Source organism: Aureispira anguillae (genome assembly GCF_026000115.1).
Taxonomy (GTDB): Bacteria; Bacteroidota; Bacteroidia; order Chitinophagales; family Saprospiraceae; genus Aureispira; species Aureispira anguillae.
In genome coordinates this window covers 182,122-205,501 of sequence record NZ_AP026867.1, presented here as the reverse complement: position 1 = coordinate 205,501, position 23,380 = coordinate 182,122, and the positions used below count along the sequence as shown (strand labels likewise).

Below are 23,380 nucleotides of genomic sequence, written 5' to 3'. Positions count from 1 at the left end.
CAACAACAACAAACTGCTAATCAGTAAATTATGCAAACACTTGCCTCTTTTTCAGATCATGACTTAGAACGTCTTTTTCTTACCTACAAACGCAATCTTACTAATTATACAAAAATAAAAGATAAGGTTATAGGTAAAGATGCAGAGAAACTATATAAACGCAATCGAAAATCAAGTATTTTCTTCTTTATAGCAGTGACTTTTATTATTACTGTTAGTTCTGCTTTTTCTCTAATGTCAGATCACATGAATAGTTTTATTGCGCTTTGGATGATTTGGGGAATTGTTTTTGTCCTGTTTACATTTTGGTCAATCACTTATTATCGAACCAATTATAAAATTCTACAAAAAAATCAAGCGTTCTTTAACAAGTTTGAAGCCGCTGCCCAAAACAACAATTCTTTAGAAGAATTTAAAAACAATTGGCAATAGATAATCAATCTATTATAAAAAGACCTTTTTTTAAAGACGTATTTTTATTTGGATTTAGTTTAAATAAGTTTTAGTTTTGCCCCACAATCTAAAAAACACCTTTCTATGTCCCTACTTTATAATAAGTAAATAGAAGGTATATTGCAATACTTATTTAAACGATTAAACAATGAAATTTTCATCAAACCACCTTTTATCAATAGGCGCTGCGTTAGCAATTGGTCTAACTTCTTGCCAACCTGAAGACACTTCTTATACTGTTCCTACCACCTATAACTTTGAAAATGTAAGTTATACGGGTCAACAAAACCGCTTGGATATGATGGGCGAGATTACTAGCTACATCAAAACTGCCCATGCAAGTAATGCTCCTGCCTTGGATGCTGCCAAAATAAAAGACATGTATGGAGATAACACAGGTAATCACTTCTCTACTACGGATTTGAATGGTTCAAGTAAGCAATTAAAGGACAAAACAATTACTACAGAGCAAACCAATTTTGAAGCTTACATGGATGCTGTAGCAGTAGCTAGTCAATCAACCAATGCAGCAGCAGCAAATGGACATGCAGGAATTGGGTCGAACAATGCAGGATCAAAAAATTACCTATTTAATGCAAATGGTATTGAGTTAACTCAAGTTATTGAAAAAGGCTTGATGGGAGCTTGTTTTTATTATCAAGCAACTGCTGTTTACATGGGGGACGGCAAAATGAATGTAGACAACAATCTAGTCAATGCAGGAAAAGGTACCAACATGGAACATCACTGGGATGAAGCTTTTGGTTACTTTGGTGTACCTACTGATTTCCCTACTACGACAACAGGGGTTTCTTTTTGGGGAAAATATTGCAACAAACACGAAGCGGTATATCCATTGAACGAGAAAATGATGAATGCATTTTTGAAAGGACGTGCTGCTATCTCAGCTAAAGATATTGCTACTCGTGATGAGCAAATCACAATTTTGCGCAAAAACTGGGAATTGGTTACCGTTGCTACCTCTATTTATTATTTGAATAAAGCTGCTAATAATATTTCTACAGATGTATTTGCTGCTTACCATGAATTATCAGAGGTATTTGGTTTTATCATGTCTATCAAATATGGTGCAGGAACTGGAGCAATTACAGATGCACAAGTTAATACCATCTTAACTGATTTATTTGGTAACTCAGATCCATTACAAGCCAATAACTATAACGTTACAACTGCAAAAATTGAGGCAGCAAAAACTGCTTTGGTTGGTTATTTTACAGATTTAGAAAATGTAAAAGATACTTTGTAAAAGAAGTTCTTTATCTTTGAGTTTAAATAAATGAGAATTGGGGATCGCAATTGCCCAATTCTCATTTTTAGCATCCCATTAATTAGCCTCACAATTGTCCTCATCTTCTTAATTATCAATAGTTCATGTAAAATTGATTGTTAATTCTTTTGAATTATGAGCTAAAAAACTTATCTAATTAATAATCAATTCTGTAAATCATATTTTTTAGTTTTAAAGAAAAAACTAAAAAGTTGAACGGACTACAAAATTAGTATACCAGTTATGCAAAAGATTATATTATCTATTTTAATGGGAGCTACCCTATTATTCTCCTTTTCTGCCTGCGAAACACCAGATAACAATCCTTGTGCGACAGAATTTGATCAACTTAGTTTATTATCTAATATCGGCAATAACATCATTCTTCCCAGCTATCAATCGCTAGCACATGAGGCTGATAGCCTTAATACCGCTGCTATTTCCTTTGCCAATACTCCAACTGCTATAACACTCGAAAATCTAAGAAATAAATTCCAAACCGCTTGGACAACTTGGCAAACGGCTGCTATATTTGAATTTGGTCCAGCTGCCACAGAAAATTTGCGTTCTTCTATGAACAATTTCCCCGTTTTTGTGACTCGCCTTAATGATGCTATTGCATCAGGCAGTTATGACTTAACGAGTGAAACCTATTCGTATACTAGAGGTTTTCCTGCTCTAGATTATTTACTTTATGGTACAGGAGCAACAAATGCAGACATTCTCAACGCCTATTCTACTGCTGTTAATGCTTCCAATCGCAAGCAATTTCTAAAAGATGTAACAGCACTTATTCTACAAAAAGCGAATGCCGTATATGACGCTTGGAAACCAACGGGTGCCAATTATTTAAATACCTTTACCTCTACCGAAGGCGTAGCCAACGGTAAACCACTTAGTGATTTGGTCAATCAATTAAATCAAAGCTATGAGTTGATTAAAAATGAAAAGCTAGGTATACCCATCAGTGCCAAAACAGGCTACGTTCCTTTGCTTCCAGAAAATGTCGAGGCTTATTATAGCGGTCAATCTATCCCCTTAGCGATTACAGCAATTCAAGCCGCTAAGCATGTATTTTTAGGTATGACCAATGGTAACAATGGAGTTGGTTTAGATGATTATCTATTGGCTGCCAATGCCAAAAAAGGCAGTGAAGATTTACATACTGTTATTCAGACACAATATGACTTAGCAATTAGTGCTTTAACCGATTTACAGCCTAGTACTCTTCATGATGCAATTAATAATAATATTGAAGGGGTAAAAGCAGCGTATGCCGCCGCTCAAAACCAAATGGTAAATACCAAAACAAGTATGCCTGCTGTTTTGTGCATTAGCATTACTTATATTGATCAAGTAGATGATGGTGACTAAGAGCAACCAATATAAATAGTATCAATGTGCCATTTAGATTTTTTTAAATGGCGCATTTTTTTTTCATATCCTAGCTATTCCACTGTAGTTGATTGAATTCGTATAGATTTTTTTTTCCACTTTATCATCTGTTTCGCTAATTTCTGCTTCGTTTTTGCTCCAACCAAATCTTCTAATACTGTTATTTTATAGTTTCGCTGTTGAGCCGCTTCTATCGTTGAATTGACACAATAAGAAGCATCTATTCCTGAAATCCACAAATGCCCCACCTTGTTATGCGCCAAAATTTCGTCCAATTTTGGATTACTAAAAGCATCTCTAAGTTGCTTTTTCAAGTAAAATGCGCCTTTCAAACCAATCAGACGCTCATCTAACTGAACACCTCTGCTCTGCTCTAATAAAGCGTTATTCGTTAAGACATTTAAAAGCCAATTTTTTTCATATTGCTGCTGAATATAAATAACAATCGTATTAGGCTTCAGGAAAGTTTTCAAATACTTATTTAACCGTTCTATAATTTGATCCGTTTGAGTTAGATCCATAGGCATCTTTCCATCGGGACTTGTTAAATCTTTTTGAAGATCTATAATTAGCAAAGCATGATTTAATCGCTTACTTTGATCTATTGGAATTCCCTTAGAAATGGCTCTTTGAATGCATTCTAAACGATAAATACAAACTACCAAACTCAATAAAATAACTGCACCTATACCAAACACTACCTTCATATTATTAGCAAATTTTAATACTATACGAACTGGAAAATCATTCCATTTTTACTTTCTATACAAAGGTAGGCTACTCTTTTCATTCTATAATTGACCTGAGGTCAATAAATTACTTTCCTAATTCGGCTTAATCGTTCTTGTGAGATTCCTATAAAAGAGGCAATATCCTTTAACTTTGCCCGATGAATCAGTGCTGGAAAATGTTCCATCAAAAAACGATAGCGCTCTAGACCATCTAAGCTGTTGATTTGGCGTTGAATTTGATAATTTTTTATTAATTCTTCTTTACACAAAAGGTATTGCAGTTTAACATAGTCGGGGTATTCCAATAACTTTAGCTCATCCTCTTTTGACAAAACCAAAACTTCTAATTCTTCTACTGCCTCCAGATAAATAGCCGAAGCAGTGCCATGTTCATAACTATCCAACTGCGTCATCCATGTATTTTCCAAATGAAACCCAACTATTTTTGGGATTCCTGTAGGACTAACCCAAAAAGCTTTGGTTAGTCCCTTTTGGATAAACCATTTTTTTCGACAAACTTTTCCTTCTTCAATCAGTAGTTGACCTTTAGGAACGGATTCCCAACAACAACAATCTAACAAAGCCCTTTGAAGTGCCTCACTAATAACCATGTATTGGTTAATATATGTGATTAATTGTTCCATTATTTCCCCCTTAATTTAACGATTCTAAAATTGCCTTAAAGTACACAAAGGAGCAACATCAATCACCATTTCTTTTTCTTATTAAGAAAGAATAACAAATTATTAACATTCAAGCAGCACAATGTACTCCAACCTCGTTCTAGAACTGTACATTATACAGAAAAAATATTTATATTTAATCCATTAAAATTATTCCTATGAAATTCCTCCACACTTTATTTTTATTCTGCTTGCTATTGTGTAGTTCGGTACTTAGCGCACAAATGGTAGGCACAGATTTTTTTTGTTTATCCAATGGAGATACTAGCCAAACTTGTTCTACGATGAGTTATGTCTGTTCCAATGATACCTTTCCAATTCCTATAAATACACCTACTGCCCCAGTTGGGAATAACTATGGATGCCTAGGCACCCAGCCCAACCCTGTTTGGTTTTATATGACCGTAGGTGCTAGTGGTTCTATTAATATGGAACTTAAGAGTCTTAATTCACTTGATTTAGATTTTATCTTATGGGGTCCCTTTAATTCTACAGCTGATGCCTTCAGTGCCTGTGGTAACCTAGGCAATGGTGGTGCAATCCCTGGCAATGTTATCGATACCTGCTCTTATAGTGCTAGTCCTATCGAATACGTTAGTATTTCTAATGCCACAGTAGGTTCTGTTTACGTGCTTATGGTAACCAACTTCTCCAATCAGCCAACTAATGTTGCCCTAACTCACCTATCTGGTTCTGGTTCTATCCTTTGCAACCTAGGTTTAGGCAATTCTATTATTACAGGTACCGTATACGAAGACGATAACAACAACTGTAGCCAAGATAGTACCGAACAAGGCTTAGCGGGACGTTTGGTTCGATTACAGCCTGGTGGTTATCTTTCTACGACCAACAGCAACGGAGAGTATGGTTTCTGTGGTGTTGGGGTCGATTCATATACTGTAGAGTTAGTGGTTGATACCTTCCTTTGGTCGGCAACTTGCCCTAACCCATCTGTTCGAACAGTGGTTACACAAACTCCCAATGATACCATTGATTCAGAGAATTTTGGTATAAAAATTAATCACACCTGTAGCGACTTATTGGTTGACCTTGCCGTTCCTGTTTTACGCCCTTGTTTTTCTAATAATTTAATCTATATCTATTATTGTAACGATCATGAATCAACAACATCTTCTGATAGTGTTGAAATAACAGTAACCTTAGATACGGCTCTATTCCCATTATCATCAACCGTTCCATGGACAAACATTTCAGGCAATGAGTATACATTTTCTTTAGGTACACTAAATCCTGGAGATTGCGGAAGCATTGCTGTTATCTGTAGTTTGAGCTGTGCAACACCAATGGGTGCAACCCTTTGTACAGAAGCCGTAATTTCACCTGTTGATTCCTGTTCTATGTTTCGGGATCAAGATTCTACGGTTGTTACGGCTCCCTGTTCAAGTATTTGGGATCGCTCCAGCCTTATGGTCACAGGCTCTTGTGTCGATGATAGCTTGGCTTGTTTTACCATCTACAACACGGGGCATCCTGGTTCAGGAGACATGCAATGCCACCGCCCTATTCGTGTCTATGTAGATACGGCTCTTTATCTAACGGATAGCCTAATGATTGCAGGGGGCGACAGTTTAGTTTTATGCTATCCTGCCAATGGTCACACTTGGCGCTTAGAGGCTGACCAACATCCCATGCATCCTGGCAATAGTCACCCTAATGCTGTTGTTGAACGTTGTGGCGATTCTGCTGCTATTGTACAGAATTGGGTTCCTGGTATCGTCAATCAATTTCCACAAGACGACGCTAACCCCAATATAGACATTGATTGTATACAAACAACTGGTAGCTACGACCCTAATGATAAAAGAGGGTTTCCTTTAGGACTTTCGGACGCTCATATCATCCGCTCCAATACGGATTTAGAATACATGATTCGTTTCCAAAATACAGGTACAGACACTGCATTTACGGTTGTCATTCAAGATGTATTGCCCGCTGAATTGGATATATTGTCTGTAGAATATGGTGCATCAAGCCATGATTACACCTTTAATATCCACGGAGATCGTATTTTGGAATGGCGTTTTGAAAATATCATGTTGCCAGATAGTAATATCAATGAAATTGCCTCACATGGTTTTGTATCCTTCAAAGTAAAACAAACTCCTAATTTGGCAGAAGGGACATTTATTCGCAACCAAGCAGCCATTTATTTTGATTATAATGCTCCTATTATTACCAATGTAAGCGAGCATCTAATTGATAATGCTACCACTTGGATCATTACCAGTACAGAACAAATAAACAACCAGGAAAATAAAGCTTGGGGGCTAAAAATTTATCCTAACCCAGCTCAAAGAATTGTCAATTTAGAATCAGAAGTGATGATTCAAGAAGTGCGTTTATTATCTGTTCAAGGGCAAATCATTCAACGCATACAGCCCAATAGCAACAAAGCTAATCTTGACCTATCTCACTTACCACAAGGGATTTACTTCTTGGATATACAGTCTGACTTAGGTAGAATTACACAACGCATGGTAAAACTTAAATAATCCTATTATTAGGCCTTGTTAAATGGGTAGTGTTATTTAAACGTTTAAAAATTTAGCGGTACTGTTAGTCTTTGTGCTAGAAATAGCACAAAGACTTTTTTAGTTTATTGTTCTCTGGTAAGTATTTTCGCTTTTCATTTATTGCAAAGTAAAGTCACTCAATTGATGGTAAGTTAGACAACAGCTTACTTTGTCCATTTCATCCATTGCCTCCAAAGCAGTAAGATTACACTGTAAATGATTATTTTAAATATAAATTTATGATTCAGTTCCCAAATCGTTGGGTCTATTTTCACCATGATTGCTAAAACGGCTATTCTAATAATATTCATTGTATAAATTAAAGACAGCCCCAAGGGCAAAAACCAGATTTTTTTTCTTAATAATCCAGGATAAGAGATTATTAAGGCAAAAAATATAGCCATCACTCCAAAACCTATGCAGGGCTCCCCTACAGAAACACCAGTTGTTCCTACGATTTTAATAATACGCTCTCCTAGTTCCATTTCTGTACTATACCCCAACAATTCTAAAACCCAAGCCGTGTGCTGTAAAATGCCTTTAATGATAAACAATGAAAAAGCTCGATAACCCGCCATTAGATTTGGAAATGCCCATATAATATGAAAACAGACTTCCCATAGTGCATAAAGCACCATCATTCGAGTCAAAAAAGTAGCTAAAACTGGGTTTTTATGCTGAAAATTTGATAAAAATACGGGCTTACTAAAGGTCTTTTTAAACTGTGCATTATCCATATTAATCAAGAGCAAAAGTTTGGCTCATTTATTGGTTAAAAATCATCCTCCATTAAAAAACAGTGGAGTAATGTTAAATTTATTTTTCTAGCTACCAAAAGCAAACTATTGTTCTTTTTCCTTTCCTGCCATTGTTTTCATACCATATCCCACTGCTGCTGCAATTAAAAAAGATGCTCCTCCATCCAAAGGTACACCTGGAGGGCCAGGAGGGCCCGCCAATACAGGTGTATAGCTGCTCAATATAAAACCGCCTACTAATACCAGTTTACAAACATTATTGATCCAATTACTCTTGATTATTGTTCTTATCGTTTTCATAATTAATCGTGTTTCAAATGAAAAAATATATCTAAATAAAATACAGGGCATAAGTAAATGGAGGTTCTCCCGTTTGGGCTGATTTTACTTACCAAGCAAATGATTGTGTTTTATTATAATTTAGTGTCTCTATCTTTACAAAATATAAATTGGGACTTTGTAAATTGATGTTATCAAGTAAGTATTCCTGTTGTCCTTCACTAAGTGTAGTTTGATACACCAATTGTCCTAAACGATCATAAATTCTTAAGTCTGCTGTAGTAACAATTTCTTCTGGAAAAGATAGGCATAGCCCATCATTGCATTTGTGTATCTTTAAATCATTTTGGTCATCCATACGATCCGTGTGGCTTATTACAGCGGGTATTACACGAAGGTTAAACCGTCTTGGATTATCGGTAGGGCTTGCGGTAAAGGTATAAGCTGCATTATTTAAGACATGATTAATTCCCAAAGTAGCATCTTCTAAAATCACCTGGTCATTCGGTCCAAAATTGGTAAATTCTGTTAGTTCTATCGTGTAGCTTCCTCCCTGGTCCACTTTATGGTGTAATGGAATAATTACAGGCATCGTTTGTAAGGGTGGTAGGCTATTAATTCCTAGTGGTCCTTCGCCTGTTGCTACTGCAAAATCTACAAAACCAGGATATTCACTTGGTATAAAAAAAGCATCAAAATTAGAATCAAAGCCTGTAGTTGCTCCTACTTTAAAACGGGTAACAATTTCTGTTTTTTGTCCTTGTCTGCCCATTTCTAGTCTAAAAATAGGTGCATTAGGGGTTAATGATTTATAGAAGGTATTGGTGGTCGTACTAGGGTCTGTAATTCGCATACTATTATCAAAACTCAAAGTAGTGGTGCTATTGGCTTTGATCCAAAACCCTTGCATAGAAGGAACAATAGCGCCAAAATTACTAGGAGAACCAATTCCATCAACATAACTTAAATAGCTTTTTGAAGTGGGGTCCCAAATGTAGAGTGCCTTCTCTACCTCCGCAGGAGCAGCTTGCATCAACAAATCAAAATCTAAAGGAGAAGGGTAAGGATTCCCCACCAAATTCCAGCCTTCTGGTGGACAAGAACCTGTATCTATAGTTGAGTTAGTTGTATGTGTTAGAGGAATGGTGATACTTCCTGTATTAATACTCCCCGTCATATCCAATGTAATACCTGATCCTGCCATAAAATAACAACTATATCCTTCTGCTTGTCCCATTAGATGAGCCGTACTTGCTGGTGACAACCACCCATCTGAACTATGAATAGAGGTATCCGTCTCGTCGTAATAATAGATGTGTGGAAAAGCAGCGTTAAGTGACAAAGAAAAATCATCGTCCAATTCATTAACCGTAGCATCCGAAAATGGTGAACAAATAAAATGATGCCCTATGGTATTAAACAAATATCGTTGGACAATCAAATCTCCTGAACAAGTTCCTCCATTGTCTTCTACTAGTGCCGATCCTGTCGTGTCTGATCTGAGAATAACATTATAACCATTGGAATTAAAATCTCCATTGCTGAGGGTTAATTTTTTGCTAATGTTACAATCTGCTGCAACCAATACACTAGTCGGATTCGTAATTTCTACTTTTTCAAGATTTCCTAAGCGAACAAATTTTGAACTGGTTCCATTAATAATTAAATCTCCTTGTAGTGTCCCATAATTATTAAATTCACCGTCTATTGTCAATCCATAAGTATCAGAAATTGCTAAGTTTCCCCCTGTATTAATCAGCAAAAAGCCGCCATCTCCTAAAGTAAAGTTAGTAGCTAAGACTACATTGTGATGAACAATAATATTATGAAGTGAGTTAGGGATACAATTACAATCCCACGTTGCTGCACTTGACCAATTTCCATCCACAATAGATTGCACCGTATCAATCGATACATCAATATTAAAGGTGTAGGTATTCATCCCAACTAATGGGCAATTATCATCTGCAACTGTTACCGTAAAAATATTAGTTCCAATATCATCAACCGTTGGTGTCCAACAGAAGGTTCCTTCTGGGAACTGCCCTGAACTATCAATGGTAAATGTACCTGTAGAGATTCCTTCATTCCATTCCATTGAAACAACTTGTCCAGCATTGATGTCATCAGAAAACACATCAAAACATAAGCTATTTCCCACCTTAAGGCTTGTAGAAAAAGTATTGCTGCTATCCATTCCTGTTAGCGTTGGATTATCATTGCTACAGGTTAATACTGTAAATTGTATATCTCTGACAATTTCACTAATCTTAATTCCATTTCGATATTCTTCCACCAATACACACAAAACACCAACTTGAACTTGACTAGGTGTAAAACTTAATGCTCCTGTTGCAGCATCAATTGTCACTCCAGTAGAAGTCGTTAAAGGATTGGTTGCGCTAAAACCTGTCGCATAAGTAACAGGGGTAGAAGCATCGTCCATGCAATCAATTAATGAAAAGATCAAATCGTCCCCATCTGTATCTACTGCTCCATGATTATAATTTACAGGCTGCCCTACACAAACAAAAGGAGTCGGATTATTTAAAAAGGTGGGGGAAATATTACACACATTAACATCTGGTATACTGGTATGGATGTACATAGATTCTGAACCTGGTGAACTCAAGGTATTAATTGCATTATTGCGGCAACAAAGACTCCAAAAGAAATTAACATTGGTACAATTGGGGTCTAGTGTAACGGTCGTTTGATAAACAAATTCCTCTATCCCGTATGTTCCACCTCCACCATTACAAGCTGTTCCTGTAACATTTGCACAAACTGGTGTAATTTCCTGAAAACTAACTTGTGACATGGTATAACTAACAGTCGATCCACAATCATCACTTTGATAAACTGTTTGAGAGGCTCCTAAATTGATCCCATTGCAATCTCGGTATACGATTAATGTCAATTCATATTGATTATTCCCCAAACAGGTATAGGTCAATTCTCCTCCCATAACATGGGTTGCTTTAGATTCACTTATAAAGAAAAAACTAAAAATTATGACCCAACAAAATTGCTTACTTATAAATAGTTTTACTGATTCCATCGCTTATAATGTTTTAGGTATCTGCTTTTCCAGTAATACGCTTTTAAACAGATGTTATTTGAAATACTATTTAAGGTAAAACCAAATTCAAACCAATACATAAAACACTGACTACCAGCACTACTTAATTTAATTTCCAAAAAAAAATTCCATGCCTTGAAAAAAAAATCCAAATTATGGAATTAAGCCCCCAACAGAATGTAAAAAGGATACAACATAAAATGGATCCAGCTAATCCTCCAAACCATCAAACCCTATAGTTATAGCATTAAAAATGCAATGCTATCTAGAAAAATTAAACAACTATTATTTCAGAAATAAGTTGGTGACACTTACCAAGTAATGGCTTTAGTGATCTGCTCGTTTGTAGATTCTAGTCTTACAAAATATAAATTAGGGCTTGGCAAATTAACCTGATCCAATCTATATTCTTTCTGCCCTACTCCTAATGCAAGAGTCTGCATGAGTTGTCCTAGGTGGTTGTAAATACTTAGCCCTGTAGTAGTCGTATTTGTCTCTTCAAAAGATAAACACAAAGCATTATTACATTTGTATACATTTAACTCACTACTGTTTTTAATAGAGTTGAGTGCATTAAAAGTAGGAGGTCCCACCCGAAGAATAAAGCGATATAGGCTATCGTTGGGTGCTGCAATAAAAGTATAAGGACCATTGTTCAACACATGGCTAACTCCTAAGGCAACATCCTCTAGAATAAGTTGGTCATTGGAAGAGAAATTAGTAAACTCTGTCATTGATATGGTATAAGTTCCTGTATTCGTCACTTTGCTCTGTAAAGGAATGGTCACAGGGAAGCTTTGTGCAGGTGGAATACTACTAATCCGTAGAGGACCATCTTCGGTAGCAAAAGCAAAATCTATTGAATTGGAATACCCACTTGGAATAAAAAAAGCATCAAAATTTGAATCAAATCCAGTTGTTGTATTGGCTCTAAAACAAGCAACAATTTCTGTATTTCGTCCTTGTCCATCCATTTCTAGTCGAAAAATAGGATTATTTGCATTCACCGATTTCAAAAATGTATTGGATGTATCATTTGGGTTGGTAACTCTCATGCTATTATCAAAGCTCAAGAAAGTATTGCTATTGGCTTTGACCCAAAACCCTTGCATAGATGGAATAATTGCCCCTAAATCGCTGGGAGAACCAATTCCATTCACATAACTTAAATAGGTTTTAGAAACTGGGTCCCAAATATAAAATGCTTTTTCTACTGCTCCTGAAGTAGCTTGCATCAACAAATCAAAATTTAAAGGGGAAGGGTAAGGGTTTCCAACTAAATTCCAACCTTCTGGTGGGCAAAAACTCTCATCTACAGTCGAGCTAGATGGAGAGGTTTTTAATAATACGTGAATAGGTCCTGTATTGATTGTTCCTTTCATATCCAAGGTAATACCAGAGCCTGCCATAAAATAACAACTGAATCCCTCCCCTTGCCCCATCATATGAGTCAGACTAGTCGGAGATAACCAGCCATCAAAAAGATCATTAGAAGTATTGGTCTCATCGTAATAATAGATGCGAGGATACGTAGTATTGAGCATTAACGAAAAATCATCCGCTAATTCGTTAATGGTAGCATCAGAAAAAGGAGAAGAAATAAAATGATGCCCGATCGTATTAAATAGGTATCGTTGAACCACCAAGGGACCAACAAACAGCCCCCCATTGTCTTCGACCAACGCCGATCCATTACTATCAGATTTGAGTACCACATCATAACCATTGGAATTAAAATTTCCACTGCTAAGTACTATTTTCTCATTTATAATGCAGTTGTCAGCAACAAGTACATTCGTTGGGTTGTCAATTTCTACTTGATCAAGCTCTCCTAAACGCACCAACTGAACGTTAGCTCCCCCCACTACTAGTTTGCCTTCTACTTTGCCATAATTATTAAAATCTCCCTCTAATCTCAATTCATAACCATCCAAAATGGATAAACTATCACCAATTTTAACCGTCATAAAGGCTCCTTCTACTACTGTAAAATTAGTTCCTAAAACTACATTGTGCTGAACGACAATATTCTGAGATAATGCAGGAATACAATTACAATCCCAAGTCCCTGCATCCGACCAATTACCAGCTGTAACAGACGTTATCGTATCTATAGAAACAAATAAACTAAATGTATAAGTATTGATGCCTAACAAAGGACAATTATCATCAAAAACAGTAACGGTAAAAACATTATGACCAATATCATTAATAGTTGGTGTCCAGCAGAACGTTCCTTTGGGAAATTGTCCAGAACTATCAACAGCAAATATTCCCCCAGATATGGCTCCATTCCATCTCATGGAAACAGATTGAGAAGTATTTGGGTCATTAGAAAAAACATCAAAACACACGTTAGTCCCTGCTTTTAGATTTACTAAAAACAAATTGCTGCTATCGATCCCTGTTAAAACAGGATTATCATTAACACTAGTTAGGACTGTAAATTGTATATCCCTTACTATTTCACCTATTTTAAGACCATTTCTATATTCTTCAACCAAAATGCATAAAACCCCAACTTGAACTTGGTTCGGGGTAAAGGATAATGCTCCTGTTGTGGTATCTATAGTAATGCCACTCACCGTTGACAAAGGACTAGTTCCACTAAAACCTGACGCATAAACAACTGCATTAGTGGCATCGCTCTTACAATTCACCAATGAAAAAATCAAGTCATCTCCATCTCCATCTATTGCTCCATCATTATAATAAACAGGTTGACCGCCCCCCACAAAAGGAACAGGGTCGTTCAAAAAAGTTGGTGAACTATTACACATACTAACATCTGGTATACTGGTATGAATATACATAGATTCAGAACCTGGTGAACCCAACGTGTTAATAGCAGAGCTTCTACAACATAGACTCCAATAAAAGTTAACATTAGAACAGCTCGGATTTAGCGTCACTGTTTTTTGGTAAACAAATTTTTCGATCCCATAAGCTCCCCCTCCTCCATTACAAGCAGAAGCTTGGGCATTAGCACATACAGGAGTAATTTCTTCTGAATGAACCAACATCATATAATGGCTACTAGTTGCTCCACAATCATCGTTTTGATATATAACTTGAACCGTTCCCAAATTAATTCCATTACAATCTCGGTAAATTGTCAATGTTAATTCGTATTGATTGCTCCCTAAACAAGCATAGGTCAAATCTCCTCCCATTAAATGAGTTGCCTTAGATTTATTCAGAAAAATAAGGCTAAAAATTATGACCCAATAAAATTGATTATTCATAAGTAGTTTTATTGATTTCATTTCTTATAGTATTTAGTTACTTAATCGTTAGCAATACCTTTCTAAATAGAAATACGATTGAATTCTATCAATAAACAACCAAATTCAAAACCAACACCTAACCACCTGTTAATCAATATTATTTTATTCTTTTTAGCACAAAAAAAATCCATATCTTGGATTTTTTTTAAAATATGGAATTTAAATGCAAAAAAAATCTTATTTTAGTCCATTCAAATATCTACTTTACAGCTGTCCATACAAGAAATATAGTCCATCAAAGCATTTAGATTATCCCATCGTTTATATACTTCAACTATAATTTTTTACCTGTTTTAGATATTTTTTTAGAAACTCCATATAAACCTTCTTTGCTAGTACCGCAATACTGAAGTAATTCTTTTTAAAACTTATACAAGAACCATCCAGTTGAAAATTTTTATAAAAGTAGAACTCGTTAAGTTTACCTTATTTCTGTAGATTTTTTCTATTTTTGAAATTTCAATATACTATTGATGAAGTAATTTGTATCTTTTACAAGAGATTTTCAGGCTTGTTGCATCCCCATTTCAATGATCAAGATGTGCCTAAAGTTTTAAGGAAAAAATTTTAGGGTGTAACAACAAGAAAATAGGGCTTATGTTATAGTAATAGATATTGATACTATAATATGTAATAGATATTGATACTATAATATATAGTACAACAATCATTTTACTAATAAGCAATCGTTAACAAAGATCTACTTTTCGTGTACTTACGCATATTTGAGCGAAACACATTATTTACACATAAGAATTAAATATATAATTCAACAAAATGGCTAATCAAAACAACAAACCTAAACACAATTATCTATATTATGGAACCAAAACATCAGCTAGTGAAGTCCAACGTCTACTAGAGCATTCTATCCAAATAAATGAAATTGCTGAAGCTGAAGGCAAAAAAAAATCTCCAATCTGTATTTGGGGAAAACATGGTATAGGAAAAACCCAATTAGTAGAATCCATTGCCAAGAATAAAAATTACAAATTTGCCTATATTGCTCCTGCTCAATTCGAAGAAATGGGAGATTTAGTAGGGATGCCTCGTATTACTGACAATACAACTTCTTTTGTTGCTCCAGATTGGGTACCAACTCAAGAGGGACCTGGAATTTTGCTAATTGATGATGCCAACCGTGCAGATGATCGTATCTTAAGAGGGATCATGCAATTGTTACAAAATTATGAATTAATCAGTTGGAAATTGCCCCAAAAATGGCAAATTATACTTACTGCAAATCCAGATGGAGGAGATTATTCGGTTACTCCAATGGATGATGCCATGCTAACTCGTATGATGCATGTTACCATGGATTTTGATGTCAAGGAATGGGCTAAATGGGCCGAAGAAAACGGTGTTGATCAACGTGGAATCAACTTTGTATTAACTTACCCTGAAATGGTTACAGGAGAACGAACAACTCCTCGTACACTAGTACAATTTTTTCAGTCTATTGCCAATATTGAGGATCTTACCAAAGAATTGGGCTTATTACAGATGTTGGCAGATTCTTGCCTAGACTCCAATACAGTAGCTTCTTTTATGGCTTTTGTCAACAACAATTTAAGTAAATTGGTCACTCCTGAGCAAATCATCAACACCAGTGATTTTAAAAAGGAAGTTTTAGAGCATCTAAAAGGCATTGTAATGAAAGGCACTTTGCGAGTAGATATTCTGGCTACACTCTGTACTCGTTTGGTAAACTATTTAGTAATCAACAACATTAAACCAAACAAAGAACAACTCGCTAATATCAAACAATTTATCAAAATAGATTTTATCCCGAATGATATTCGCTTGTCAATGGCACAAGACTTAGTTAGTGCACAACACTTAAAATCGATTATGGCAGATCCAGAAATTGGAAAACTGCTATTAAAAAGAATGTAATCAATAGAGATTTAGTGCTACGAGGGTTGTAGTCCCTTTAGCCATCAATCTCGTCCAAACACCTAATAAGTACTCGCCAGTCTGAAAATTTGAAAATGCTCTAAGTCGCTATTTTTTCAAATTTTCAAACTGGGTACTATTTCTCTACTTTTGTCTTGATTTACATTGCTCAATACTTATAGACCATGTCATACCAACCTGTATCTCCTCTTATTGTCCAATCTTTAATAGATATAGTTGGTTCCTCTCAAGTACACAGCAGCCTATCCAAGTGCACTGCTTATGGTCAAGACAAAACCGAAGATTTGCTTTTTTTGCCTGAGGTTATTGTCCTTCCCAAAACAGTCGTACAAATCCAACAAATCATGCGGCTTTGTTCTCAAAACCAGATCCCTGTTACCCCTAGAGGCGCAGGAACTGGGCTAGCAGGAGGTGCCCTCCCCGTTTGTGGCGGAATTGTATTGTCAATGGAGTGTCTAAATCAAATCTTAGAAATTGACGAAGCTAATCTTCAAGTTACCACAGAACCTGCTGTTATTACAGAAGTCTTGCAAGAAAAAGTTCAAGAAAAGGGGCTCTATTATCCTCCCGATCCTGCTAGTCGTGGTAGTTCTTTTATAGGGGGTAATGTAGCCACTAATTCGGGTGGTCCAAGAGCGGTAAAATATGGGGTTGTCAAAGATTACGTGCTTAATCTTGAAGTCGTACTTCCCAATGGTGATCTGATATGGACAGGTGCCAACACCCTCAAAAACTCAACGGGGTACAACCTCACCCAGTTGATGGTTGGTAGTGAAGGTACTTTGGGAATTATTACTAAAATTGTCCTCAAATTAATTCCGCTTCCCTCTCATAGTTTATTGATGTTGGTTCCCTTTCGTTCACCGACCAAAGCTTGTGCTGCAGTTTCTGCAATCTTTCAAGCAGGAATCACTCCTTCTTGCCTAGAATTTATGGAACGAGCAGCCATAGATATTGCCGCTAACTATTTACAAAATAACACCCTCCCTATAAAAGAAGAAGTGCAAGCCCATTTAATTGTTGAAGTGGATGGAAATCATTTAGATTCATTATATTTAGATTGTGAGAAGATCAATAGCGTATTAGAACAATTTGATTGTGGCACTATTCTACTAGCAGATGACCAAACCACAAAAAATACACTCTGGCAATTAAGACGTAACCTCAATCCTGCTATTAAGCAATATTCTGCCGTAAAAAAGGCAGATACAGTTGTTCCTCGTGCAGCCTTAGCAGAACTCCTAAAAGGTATCCACCAAATCAGCACTCAACACGGTATTCGTGCCATTAATTATGGACATGCTGGGGACGGCAATTTACACGTTAGTCTACTTCAAGAACAGCTACCCAATCCCATTTGGGAACAACAAGCCTCCTCTACATTGCAGGCTATTTTTAAACTCGTAAAGTCCTTAAATGGAACCATTTCAGGCGAACATGGAATTGGTTGGATTCAAAAAAAATATATGCCACTGGTTTTTAATCCTGTCGAACTTCAATTGATGCGTGCCATCAAAAAAACATTTGACCCTACTTCTATTCTAAATCCTTCTAAAATTATTGATTAACTCTCCTTTTAGTGACAAGTGCTGTTTGATATTAAATTATTTAGGTAAAATCGGTAACTAATATAATTTTATATCGTTATATTAGCATGTCTCCCCGACAGCTCTCAAATTAACATCATGCAGAAAGTCATCCTTTTAATTCTTCTTTTTTCGTTCTTTTTTAATCTCAATGGTCATGCAACTCATATTGTTGGTGGTGAAATCAATTACGAATGCTTAGGACCTAGTCCTAGTAGTGGAATCATGCAATACAAAATTACAATGCATGTCTATCGAGATCTTATTAATAGTGCTGTTCCTTTTGATAATCCTGCCATTATAGGAATTTATACTGGTCCCAACAGTACAACCTTACACAGCAAGTTAGCATTAGGTCCTCCTATTACTGCTAGAATCCCTATGAACATTAGTAATCCATGCTTAGTCGTCCCTCCTAATATAGGAGTGGAAGAAGCCATATATGTAGATACGGTTGAACTGCCTTATAATGCCGATGGATATTGGATTTCTTATCAACGTTGTTGTAGAAACAATACGATTCTAAACATCAATACCCCAGGGACAGTTGGAGGAACTTATACTATTTTTTTAAGTGCTCTGGCACAACAACAATGTAATACAAGCCCTACGTTTAATGCCTTCCCTCCCATTGTTATCTGTCTAAACAATCCATTGGAATTTGACCACTCAGCAACAGATCCAGATGGAAACACGCTTGTTTATGAGTTTTGCGCTCCATTTACAGGGGGTGGCAATAGCCAAACGAATCCAGGGGGTTTTAGCTCCCCTATTCCGAATCCGCCTGCGCCTCCTCCCTATACCCCTGTACCTTTTAACTTTGGTTTTAGTGCCTCTTATCCCATGCCAGCTTCTCCTAGTTTAGCCATTGATCCTAACACAGGGTTCCTAACAGGTTTTCCTACTGCGCAAGGACAATACTCTGTTGGCATTTGTGTCAAAGAATATGATAGTCAAGGTAATTTATTAAGCACAACACTTAGGGATTTTCAATTTAATGTTACAGCTTGTGACGATCAAGTTAGTGCAAAAATACCAGCCGACTCTATTGATTTTGTCAATGACCTATATTATGTAAGTTCTTGTAGTGATAGTACCATTAAATTTACCAATACAAGTACCATCCAATCCTTTATCAATAGCTATGAATGGAGATTTGATTTGGGCAATGGAAATATCTTTAGTTCAGGAATGTACGAACCGACCGTTACCTTTCCTAACAATGGCACTTATCAAGGTTGGTTAATTGCCAACCCAGGGTCTACGGGTTGCACCGATACGACCTATCTATCCATCAATATTAGCCTTGATTTGTCAGTTGACTTTAGTTTAACCTATGACTCTTGCGATTTAAAACCAATTGATTTATTGAGCCAAACAACCTATAGTCCCAACAGTCCTATTATAAGTTATGCCTGGGATTTTGGCGATGGCAGCACCTCTAATCAGCAGCATCCTAGCCATCAATATAATTATCCCGACACAGGGCTTTATACCATTAACTTAACCGTAGAAGATGCTTCAGGATGCACGGTCACTCATAGTAAAGATATTAATTGGAGCCCCCAACCTATTTTCCCTATTCAATTAGTCAGCGATACCATTTGTTTACCAGCAGATAGTCTTTCCTTTCAATCCATCTATTATCCAAGAAAGGGCTATACCTTTGCTTGGAATTTTGGCGATGGGCATAGCTCCAATGAGGTTAGAGGAGCGCACCTTTATAATACAACAGGGTTCTATACTAGAACGTTAACTGTAAAATCTCCAAGAGGATGTACCGAGAACTTTAGCAGTACCCATACCCTTTTAAATGCTCCCAAAGCTGCCTTTTCCTACAATCCCACAACTCCTACGTCCTTTGAACCACTGGTTCATTTTATGGACGAATCTGAATCTGCTAATTTATGGGAATGGAATTTTGGCAATGGGGATACTCGTATTAGTTCTTTGGGAGGAAATATCAGTTATACTTACCCAGATACGGGTAAGCATCTTGTTTCTCTAATTGTTACCCATACCAATGGTTGTACTGATTCTGCTCAACACCTTTTAGATATTGCTCCGCAATTTACTTATTTTTTGCCCAATGCCTTAACCCCAAACAATGATGGTAAAAATGATGTTTATATGGGCAAAGGCTATACTAGATATATCAAGAATTTTGAACTTAATATCTACAGTCGTTGGGGAGAGCTTCTGTTCCGCACCAATGATCCTACAGAGGCTTGGAATGGAAGAAAAAATAACAATGGAAAGAAATGCCAAGCTGGTGTTTATGTTGTTATTGCTCGAATAAAAGGACCTCGTGGTAAACAGCACGAAGTTAAAGGATTTGCTACGATTGTTTATTAAGTAATAAGTAAGTACGCAACAGAAGTGCTGCGTACTTACTTAAAAGCTTATCTGCATTAATTCTACTCCAAAACTAGCTCATCTTCTATTTCAAAATTTGCCCCCTCCCCAATAAGCCACTAAAACATAAAAACTAACTATCAACACTTTACATTTTATAATTTTTAATAAACTTATTTACCGCTCTCATCAAAAAATCCAAATACTTCGACAACAAACACGCTAATCTATAAAAAATCAAATGATTATAAGCCCTCCAAGAACATAGCTCTTTAATGAGTTACTCCAACCACTTATCTCTCAAAAAGACCAATTACTAAAACATCTACTTTTTCCAAGTCGTTAATTAGTCCACTCGTGCAAAATTCGCTACCTTTGCCTCGTCATTCATAGGCTTATGCCTCACAAAAACATAAGCAACTGATTTACAATTTATACCAAATTTATAGTACTGTATGAATATGAAATATATAGCTTATTTTTCTTCCAAGTTTACCCTACCCTTTAGCTGTTTATTCTTTTTTCTTTTGATGAATCTAACTTCTTGTGAAATCACGAAGAAAACAAAAAAAAATAATCCCGATGATCGCTTAGATCCTGTTATTGGAAAGAACACAAACCCCAATGACACCATAAAAACAGGCATCTATCACCCTGTTACCCACGTAGATAATGACAAGCCGAACAACAACACTTCTAATAAGGTGGATACCATCACTTGGTGTGATACCATCCCTAAGAGTGCAACAGAGCGAGTTGTTGTTTGTTTTGAAAAAATAGGCAGTAGTGCCATCAAAGCAGATACAGTAGCTGTTATTTCTATCAACAACAATGCACTATATACCAACACCGTAATTGACACCACCATTCATCAAAAACTAGCCTATCAAGTAGCTATAATGATGCCTTTTATGAGCAAGAGTTTTATTCCTGCTAATGGTAGAGAAATTCCAGTAAGGTCGATTAAAGCCATTGAATTTTATGAAGGCGTTTTAATTGCATTAGATAGTCTAAAAGAGGAAGGAGTTAATCTATTTGTGAATGTTTTTGATACCCAACGAGACTCGCTTACCGTTCAAGAAATACTAAATAAACGAGAATTGCAGGAAGCTGATTTAATCATAGGCCCCTTTACTTCTAAAAATCTAAAAATTGTTGCTGAATTTGCCAAAGAAAAGCAAAAACCCATTATATCCCCGCTTAACTCTCGTAGCAACTTAACTCTTGACAATCCCTATTTTATTCAGGTGAGTCCTAGTTTTGAGGTTCACAGCAAACACATTGTGGAGCAACTGCATAAGATAGAGCAAAACCAACGATTTATTCGTACCCCAATGGAAAAAAATCTGTTAGTTTTAGCCTTAAATAGAGATTCTTCAAGGGTTGCTAGCCTACAAAAAAGTTATGCGGACTACAAAAACGATTTTAATGCCAAAATTCCTCAATTAATTCGCTCATCAGCAACCATTGATATTGATGACATTAAGCCCTTTCTCAAAAAAGATCAGCTTAATATTATTGTAATGCCTACGCTCCACAACGAAGGTTTTATTTACAATTCTTTACGAGAAATTCAAAAATTAGTTGATAAAGTAGAACCCCAAAGAGGTTACCAAATTGTTATTGTAGGGATGGATAGATGGCGTTATTTTAGCCGCATTAATTTTGAATATTACGAGTCGCTCAATTTGCATTTTTCTAGCGAATACTTTGCAGATCTAAGCTCTAAAACTGTTCGACAGTTTAAATCCGATTACAAGGCTATTTACGGTATTGGCGCTAGAGAGTTTGGCTTCAAAGGTTTTGATATAATGCTTTATTTTGGTCGAATGATTCACAAATATGGTGTCAATTTCCAAACACATTTATGGAAAGAAAAAGCACTGTATAACCACACGCAATTCAAAATTGAGCCTACCTATCAATTTTTAACGCCCCTAGATGGCAGTAATCCAGACAGTCGCCAATCGGTTCTCAAAAATTACGAAAATAAATACCTGAATTTTTTAAAATTTAAGAACTACCAATTAAAAAAAGTCAATAAAGAGGGATAAACAATCCGATAGCAGCCTTGCTGGTTTATAAAATAGGGCTGCTCGTCTAACAAAGGGATAACAAAGCTAACGTTTTCCCTTTGTTAGCATTTATCCTACAATTAACTGCGCTACTCTTGCGTGCTTGTCCAAGAACCAATATTATCTAATCTATGTTTATCCGTGTAATATATTTACTTATTGGTATCGCAATCCTTAATCAAGGGTGTAGTAATCCTAGCGACCAAACAACCAAAGAACGTCCAAGTATTAATTTGGTCACGCCTTCCGCTCAAAGTCAAAATATATTTCAAGACAATTTTAAGGCACAGAAAGAAATCCACCAACAAGTATTTTCATGGGTAATGGATTCTACCTATTACACAAATCCTAGTTTGTTGGTGAAACAATTGGGCTTGTTTTATGGGCAAAAAAATGTAGCACAAACTACAATTGTAGCCTTTGAGCAACAACGTTTATATGGCTTAAAAGATTCTGTTTGGTTTATCAATTGCCAATCTATCTCAGAAGATTCTGACTGTGCATACCCTACTATGCATACACAATATTTATTTAATCATCAAGGCAAACTCATCCATAAAAACCAAGCTGCAATTGCTCAATTTATTCCAGCAGTATTGGATTCATTGCCCATTTATATGAGTATTAATCACGATTGCTCAGGCAATGGCCAGCATCATTTTTATGTGTACCAGCAGGGCAAGCTGATCGATATTTTTAATGTTTTGTTGAACAATACGCCCAAGACCTATGATGCCAATCCTGAAGGAAAAGGAATGTTCAGAAAAAAACACCTTGATTGGTTCATTCAGGACCTCAACCAAGATGGTTACAACGACATTTTGCTAAAAGGTAAATGGCTGGTTTTAGAAAATGACAAAGGAAAAAAAGTTCCAGCTACCCGACCATTAAAAGCGGAACGTGTTGCCTATAAATTTATATACAAACCAACTAAAGAGTACTTTTTATTGGAATAAT

The 23,380-nt window shown here is 36.2% G+C and carries 15 protein-coding genes; 9 read left to right on the top strand and 6 right to left on the bottom strand.

The genetic code is table 11. The features are described 5' to 3' along the window. Positions 1-30: 30 nt before the first annotated feature. The 3 genes from AsAng_RS00805 (at position 31) to AsAng_RS00795 (ending at position 3,115) form a co-directional block, all read left to right on the top strand. A complete protein-coding gene (locus tag AsAng_RS00805; RefSeq protein ID WP_264790867.1) occupies positions 31-432 on the top strand; it encodes a hypothetical protein in 402 nt (133 codons plus the stop codon). 169 nt (positions 433-601) lie between these two features. Then, a complete protein-coding gene (locus AsAng_RS00800; RefSeq protein ID WP_264790866.1) occupies positions 602-1,720 on the top strand; it encodes a DUF4856 domain-containing protein in 1,119 nt (372 codons plus the stop codon). A 264-nt stretch (positions 1,721-1,984) separates the two neighbouring features. Further along, positions 1,985-3,115 carry an imelysin family protein gene (locus tag AsAng_RS00795; RefSeq protein ID WP_264790865.1) on the top strand — a complete coding sequence of 377 codons (1,131 nt, stop codon included), beginning with the start codon at positions 1,985-1,987 and terminating at the stop codon, positions 3,113-3,115. A 74-nt stretch (positions 3,116-3,189) separates the two neighbouring features. On the opposite strand, the gene AsAng_RS00790 is transcribed toward AsAng_RS00795, so the two are convergent. Further along, the gene (locus AsAng_RS00790; RefSeq protein ID WP_264790864.1) at positions 3,190-3,843 is read right to left on the bottom strand and encodes a cysteine hydrolase family protein; all 654 of its coding nucleotides are present in this window, start codon (positions 3,841-3,843) and stop codon (positions 3,190-3,192) included. Positions 3,844-3,944: 101 nt separating this feature from the next. Next, the gene (locus AsAng_RS00785) at positions 3,945-4,511 is read right to left on the bottom strand and encodes a Crp/Fnr family transcriptional regulator (RefSeq protein ID WP_264790863.1); all 567 of its coding nucleotides are present in this window, start codon (positions 4,509-4,511) and stop codon (positions 3,945-3,947) included. 197 nt (positions 4,512-4,708) lie between these two features. Between AsAng_RS00785 and AsAng_RS00780 the strand changes: the two genes are divergently transcribed. Next, positions 4,709-7,063, top strand: a complete 2,355-nt coding sequence (locus tag AsAng_RS00780; protein ID WP_264790862.1) for a DUF7619 domain-containing protein — start codon at positions 4,709-4,711, stop codon at positions 7,061-7,063. Positions 7,064-7,248: 185 nt separating this feature from the next. On the opposite strand, the gene AsAng_RS00775 is transcribed toward AsAng_RS00780, so the two are convergent. The 4 genes from AsAng_RS00775 to AsAng_RS00760 all read right to left on the bottom strand — a co-directional run bounded on the left by AsAng_RS00775 (position 7,249) and on the right by AsAng_RS00760 (position 14,448). Continuing rightward, a complete protein-coding gene (locus tag AsAng_RS00775; RefSeq protein ID WP_264793594.1) occupies positions 7,249-7,821 on the bottom strand; it encodes an archaeosortase/exosortase family protein in 573 nt (190 codons plus the stop codon). Between the two features lie 105 nt (positions 7,822-7,926). Beyond that, positions 7,927-8,142, bottom strand: coding sequence for a PID-CTERM protein-sorting domain-containing protein (locus AsAng_RS00770; RefSeq protein ID WP_264790861.1), 216 nt, complete (start codon positions 8,140-8,142; stop codon positions 7,927-7,929). Positions 8,143-8,230: 88 nt separating this feature from the next. Beyond that, positions 8,231-11,089, bottom strand: coding sequence for a T9SS type A sorting domain-containing protein (locus AsAng_RS00765; protein WP_264790860.1), 2,859 nt, complete (start codon positions 11,087-11,089; stop codon positions 8,231-8,233). 425 nt (positions 11,090-11,514) lie between these two features. Then, positions 11,515-14,448: a T9SS type A sorting domain-containing protein gene (locus tag AsAng_RS00760; RefSeq protein ID WP_264790859.1), complete on the bottom strand. Its 2,934-nt coding sequence runs from the start codon at positions 14,446-14,448 to the stop codon at positions 11,515-11,517. A gap of 819 nt (positions 14,449-15,267) precedes the next feature. On the opposite strand from AsAng_RS00760, the gene AsAng_RS00755 reads away from it, so the two are divergent. The 5 genes from AsAng_RS00755 (at position 15,268) to AsAng_RS00735 (ending at position 23,379) form a co-directional block, all read left to right on the top strand. Beyond that, entirely contained in the window at positions 15,268-16,386 is a 1,119-nt protein-coding gene (locus AsAng_RS00755; protein WP_264790858.1) for an AAA family ATPase, read from the top strand. 185 nt (positions 16,387-16,571) lie between these two features. Then, positions 16,572-17,975 carry an FAD-binding oxidoreductase gene (locus AsAng_RS00750; protein WP_264790857.1) on the top strand — a complete coding sequence of 468 codons (1,404 nt, stop codon included), beginning with the start codon at positions 16,572-16,574 and terminating at the stop codon, positions 17,973-17,975. A 117-nt stretch (positions 17,976-18,092) separates the two neighbouring features. Then, positions 18,093-20,348, top strand: a complete 2,256-nt coding sequence (locus AsAng_RS00745) for a PKD domain-containing protein (RefSeq protein WP_264790856.1) — start codon at positions 18,093-18,095, stop codon at positions 20,346-20,348. 455 nt (positions 20,349-20,803) lie between these two features. After that, a complete protein-coding gene (locus AsAng_RS00740) occupies positions 20,804-22,402 on the top strand; it encodes an ABC transporter substrate-binding protein (protein ID WP_264790855.1) in 1,599 nt (532 codons plus the stop codon). Positions 22,403-22,554: 152 nt separating this feature from the next. Continuing rightward, the gene (locus AsAng_RS00735; RefSeq protein WP_264790854.1) at positions 22,555-23,379 is read left to right on the top strand and encodes a hypothetical protein; all 825 of its coding nucleotides are present in this window, start codon (positions 22,555-22,557) and stop codon (positions 23,377-23,379) included. Position 23,380 lies beyond the last annotated feature (1 nt).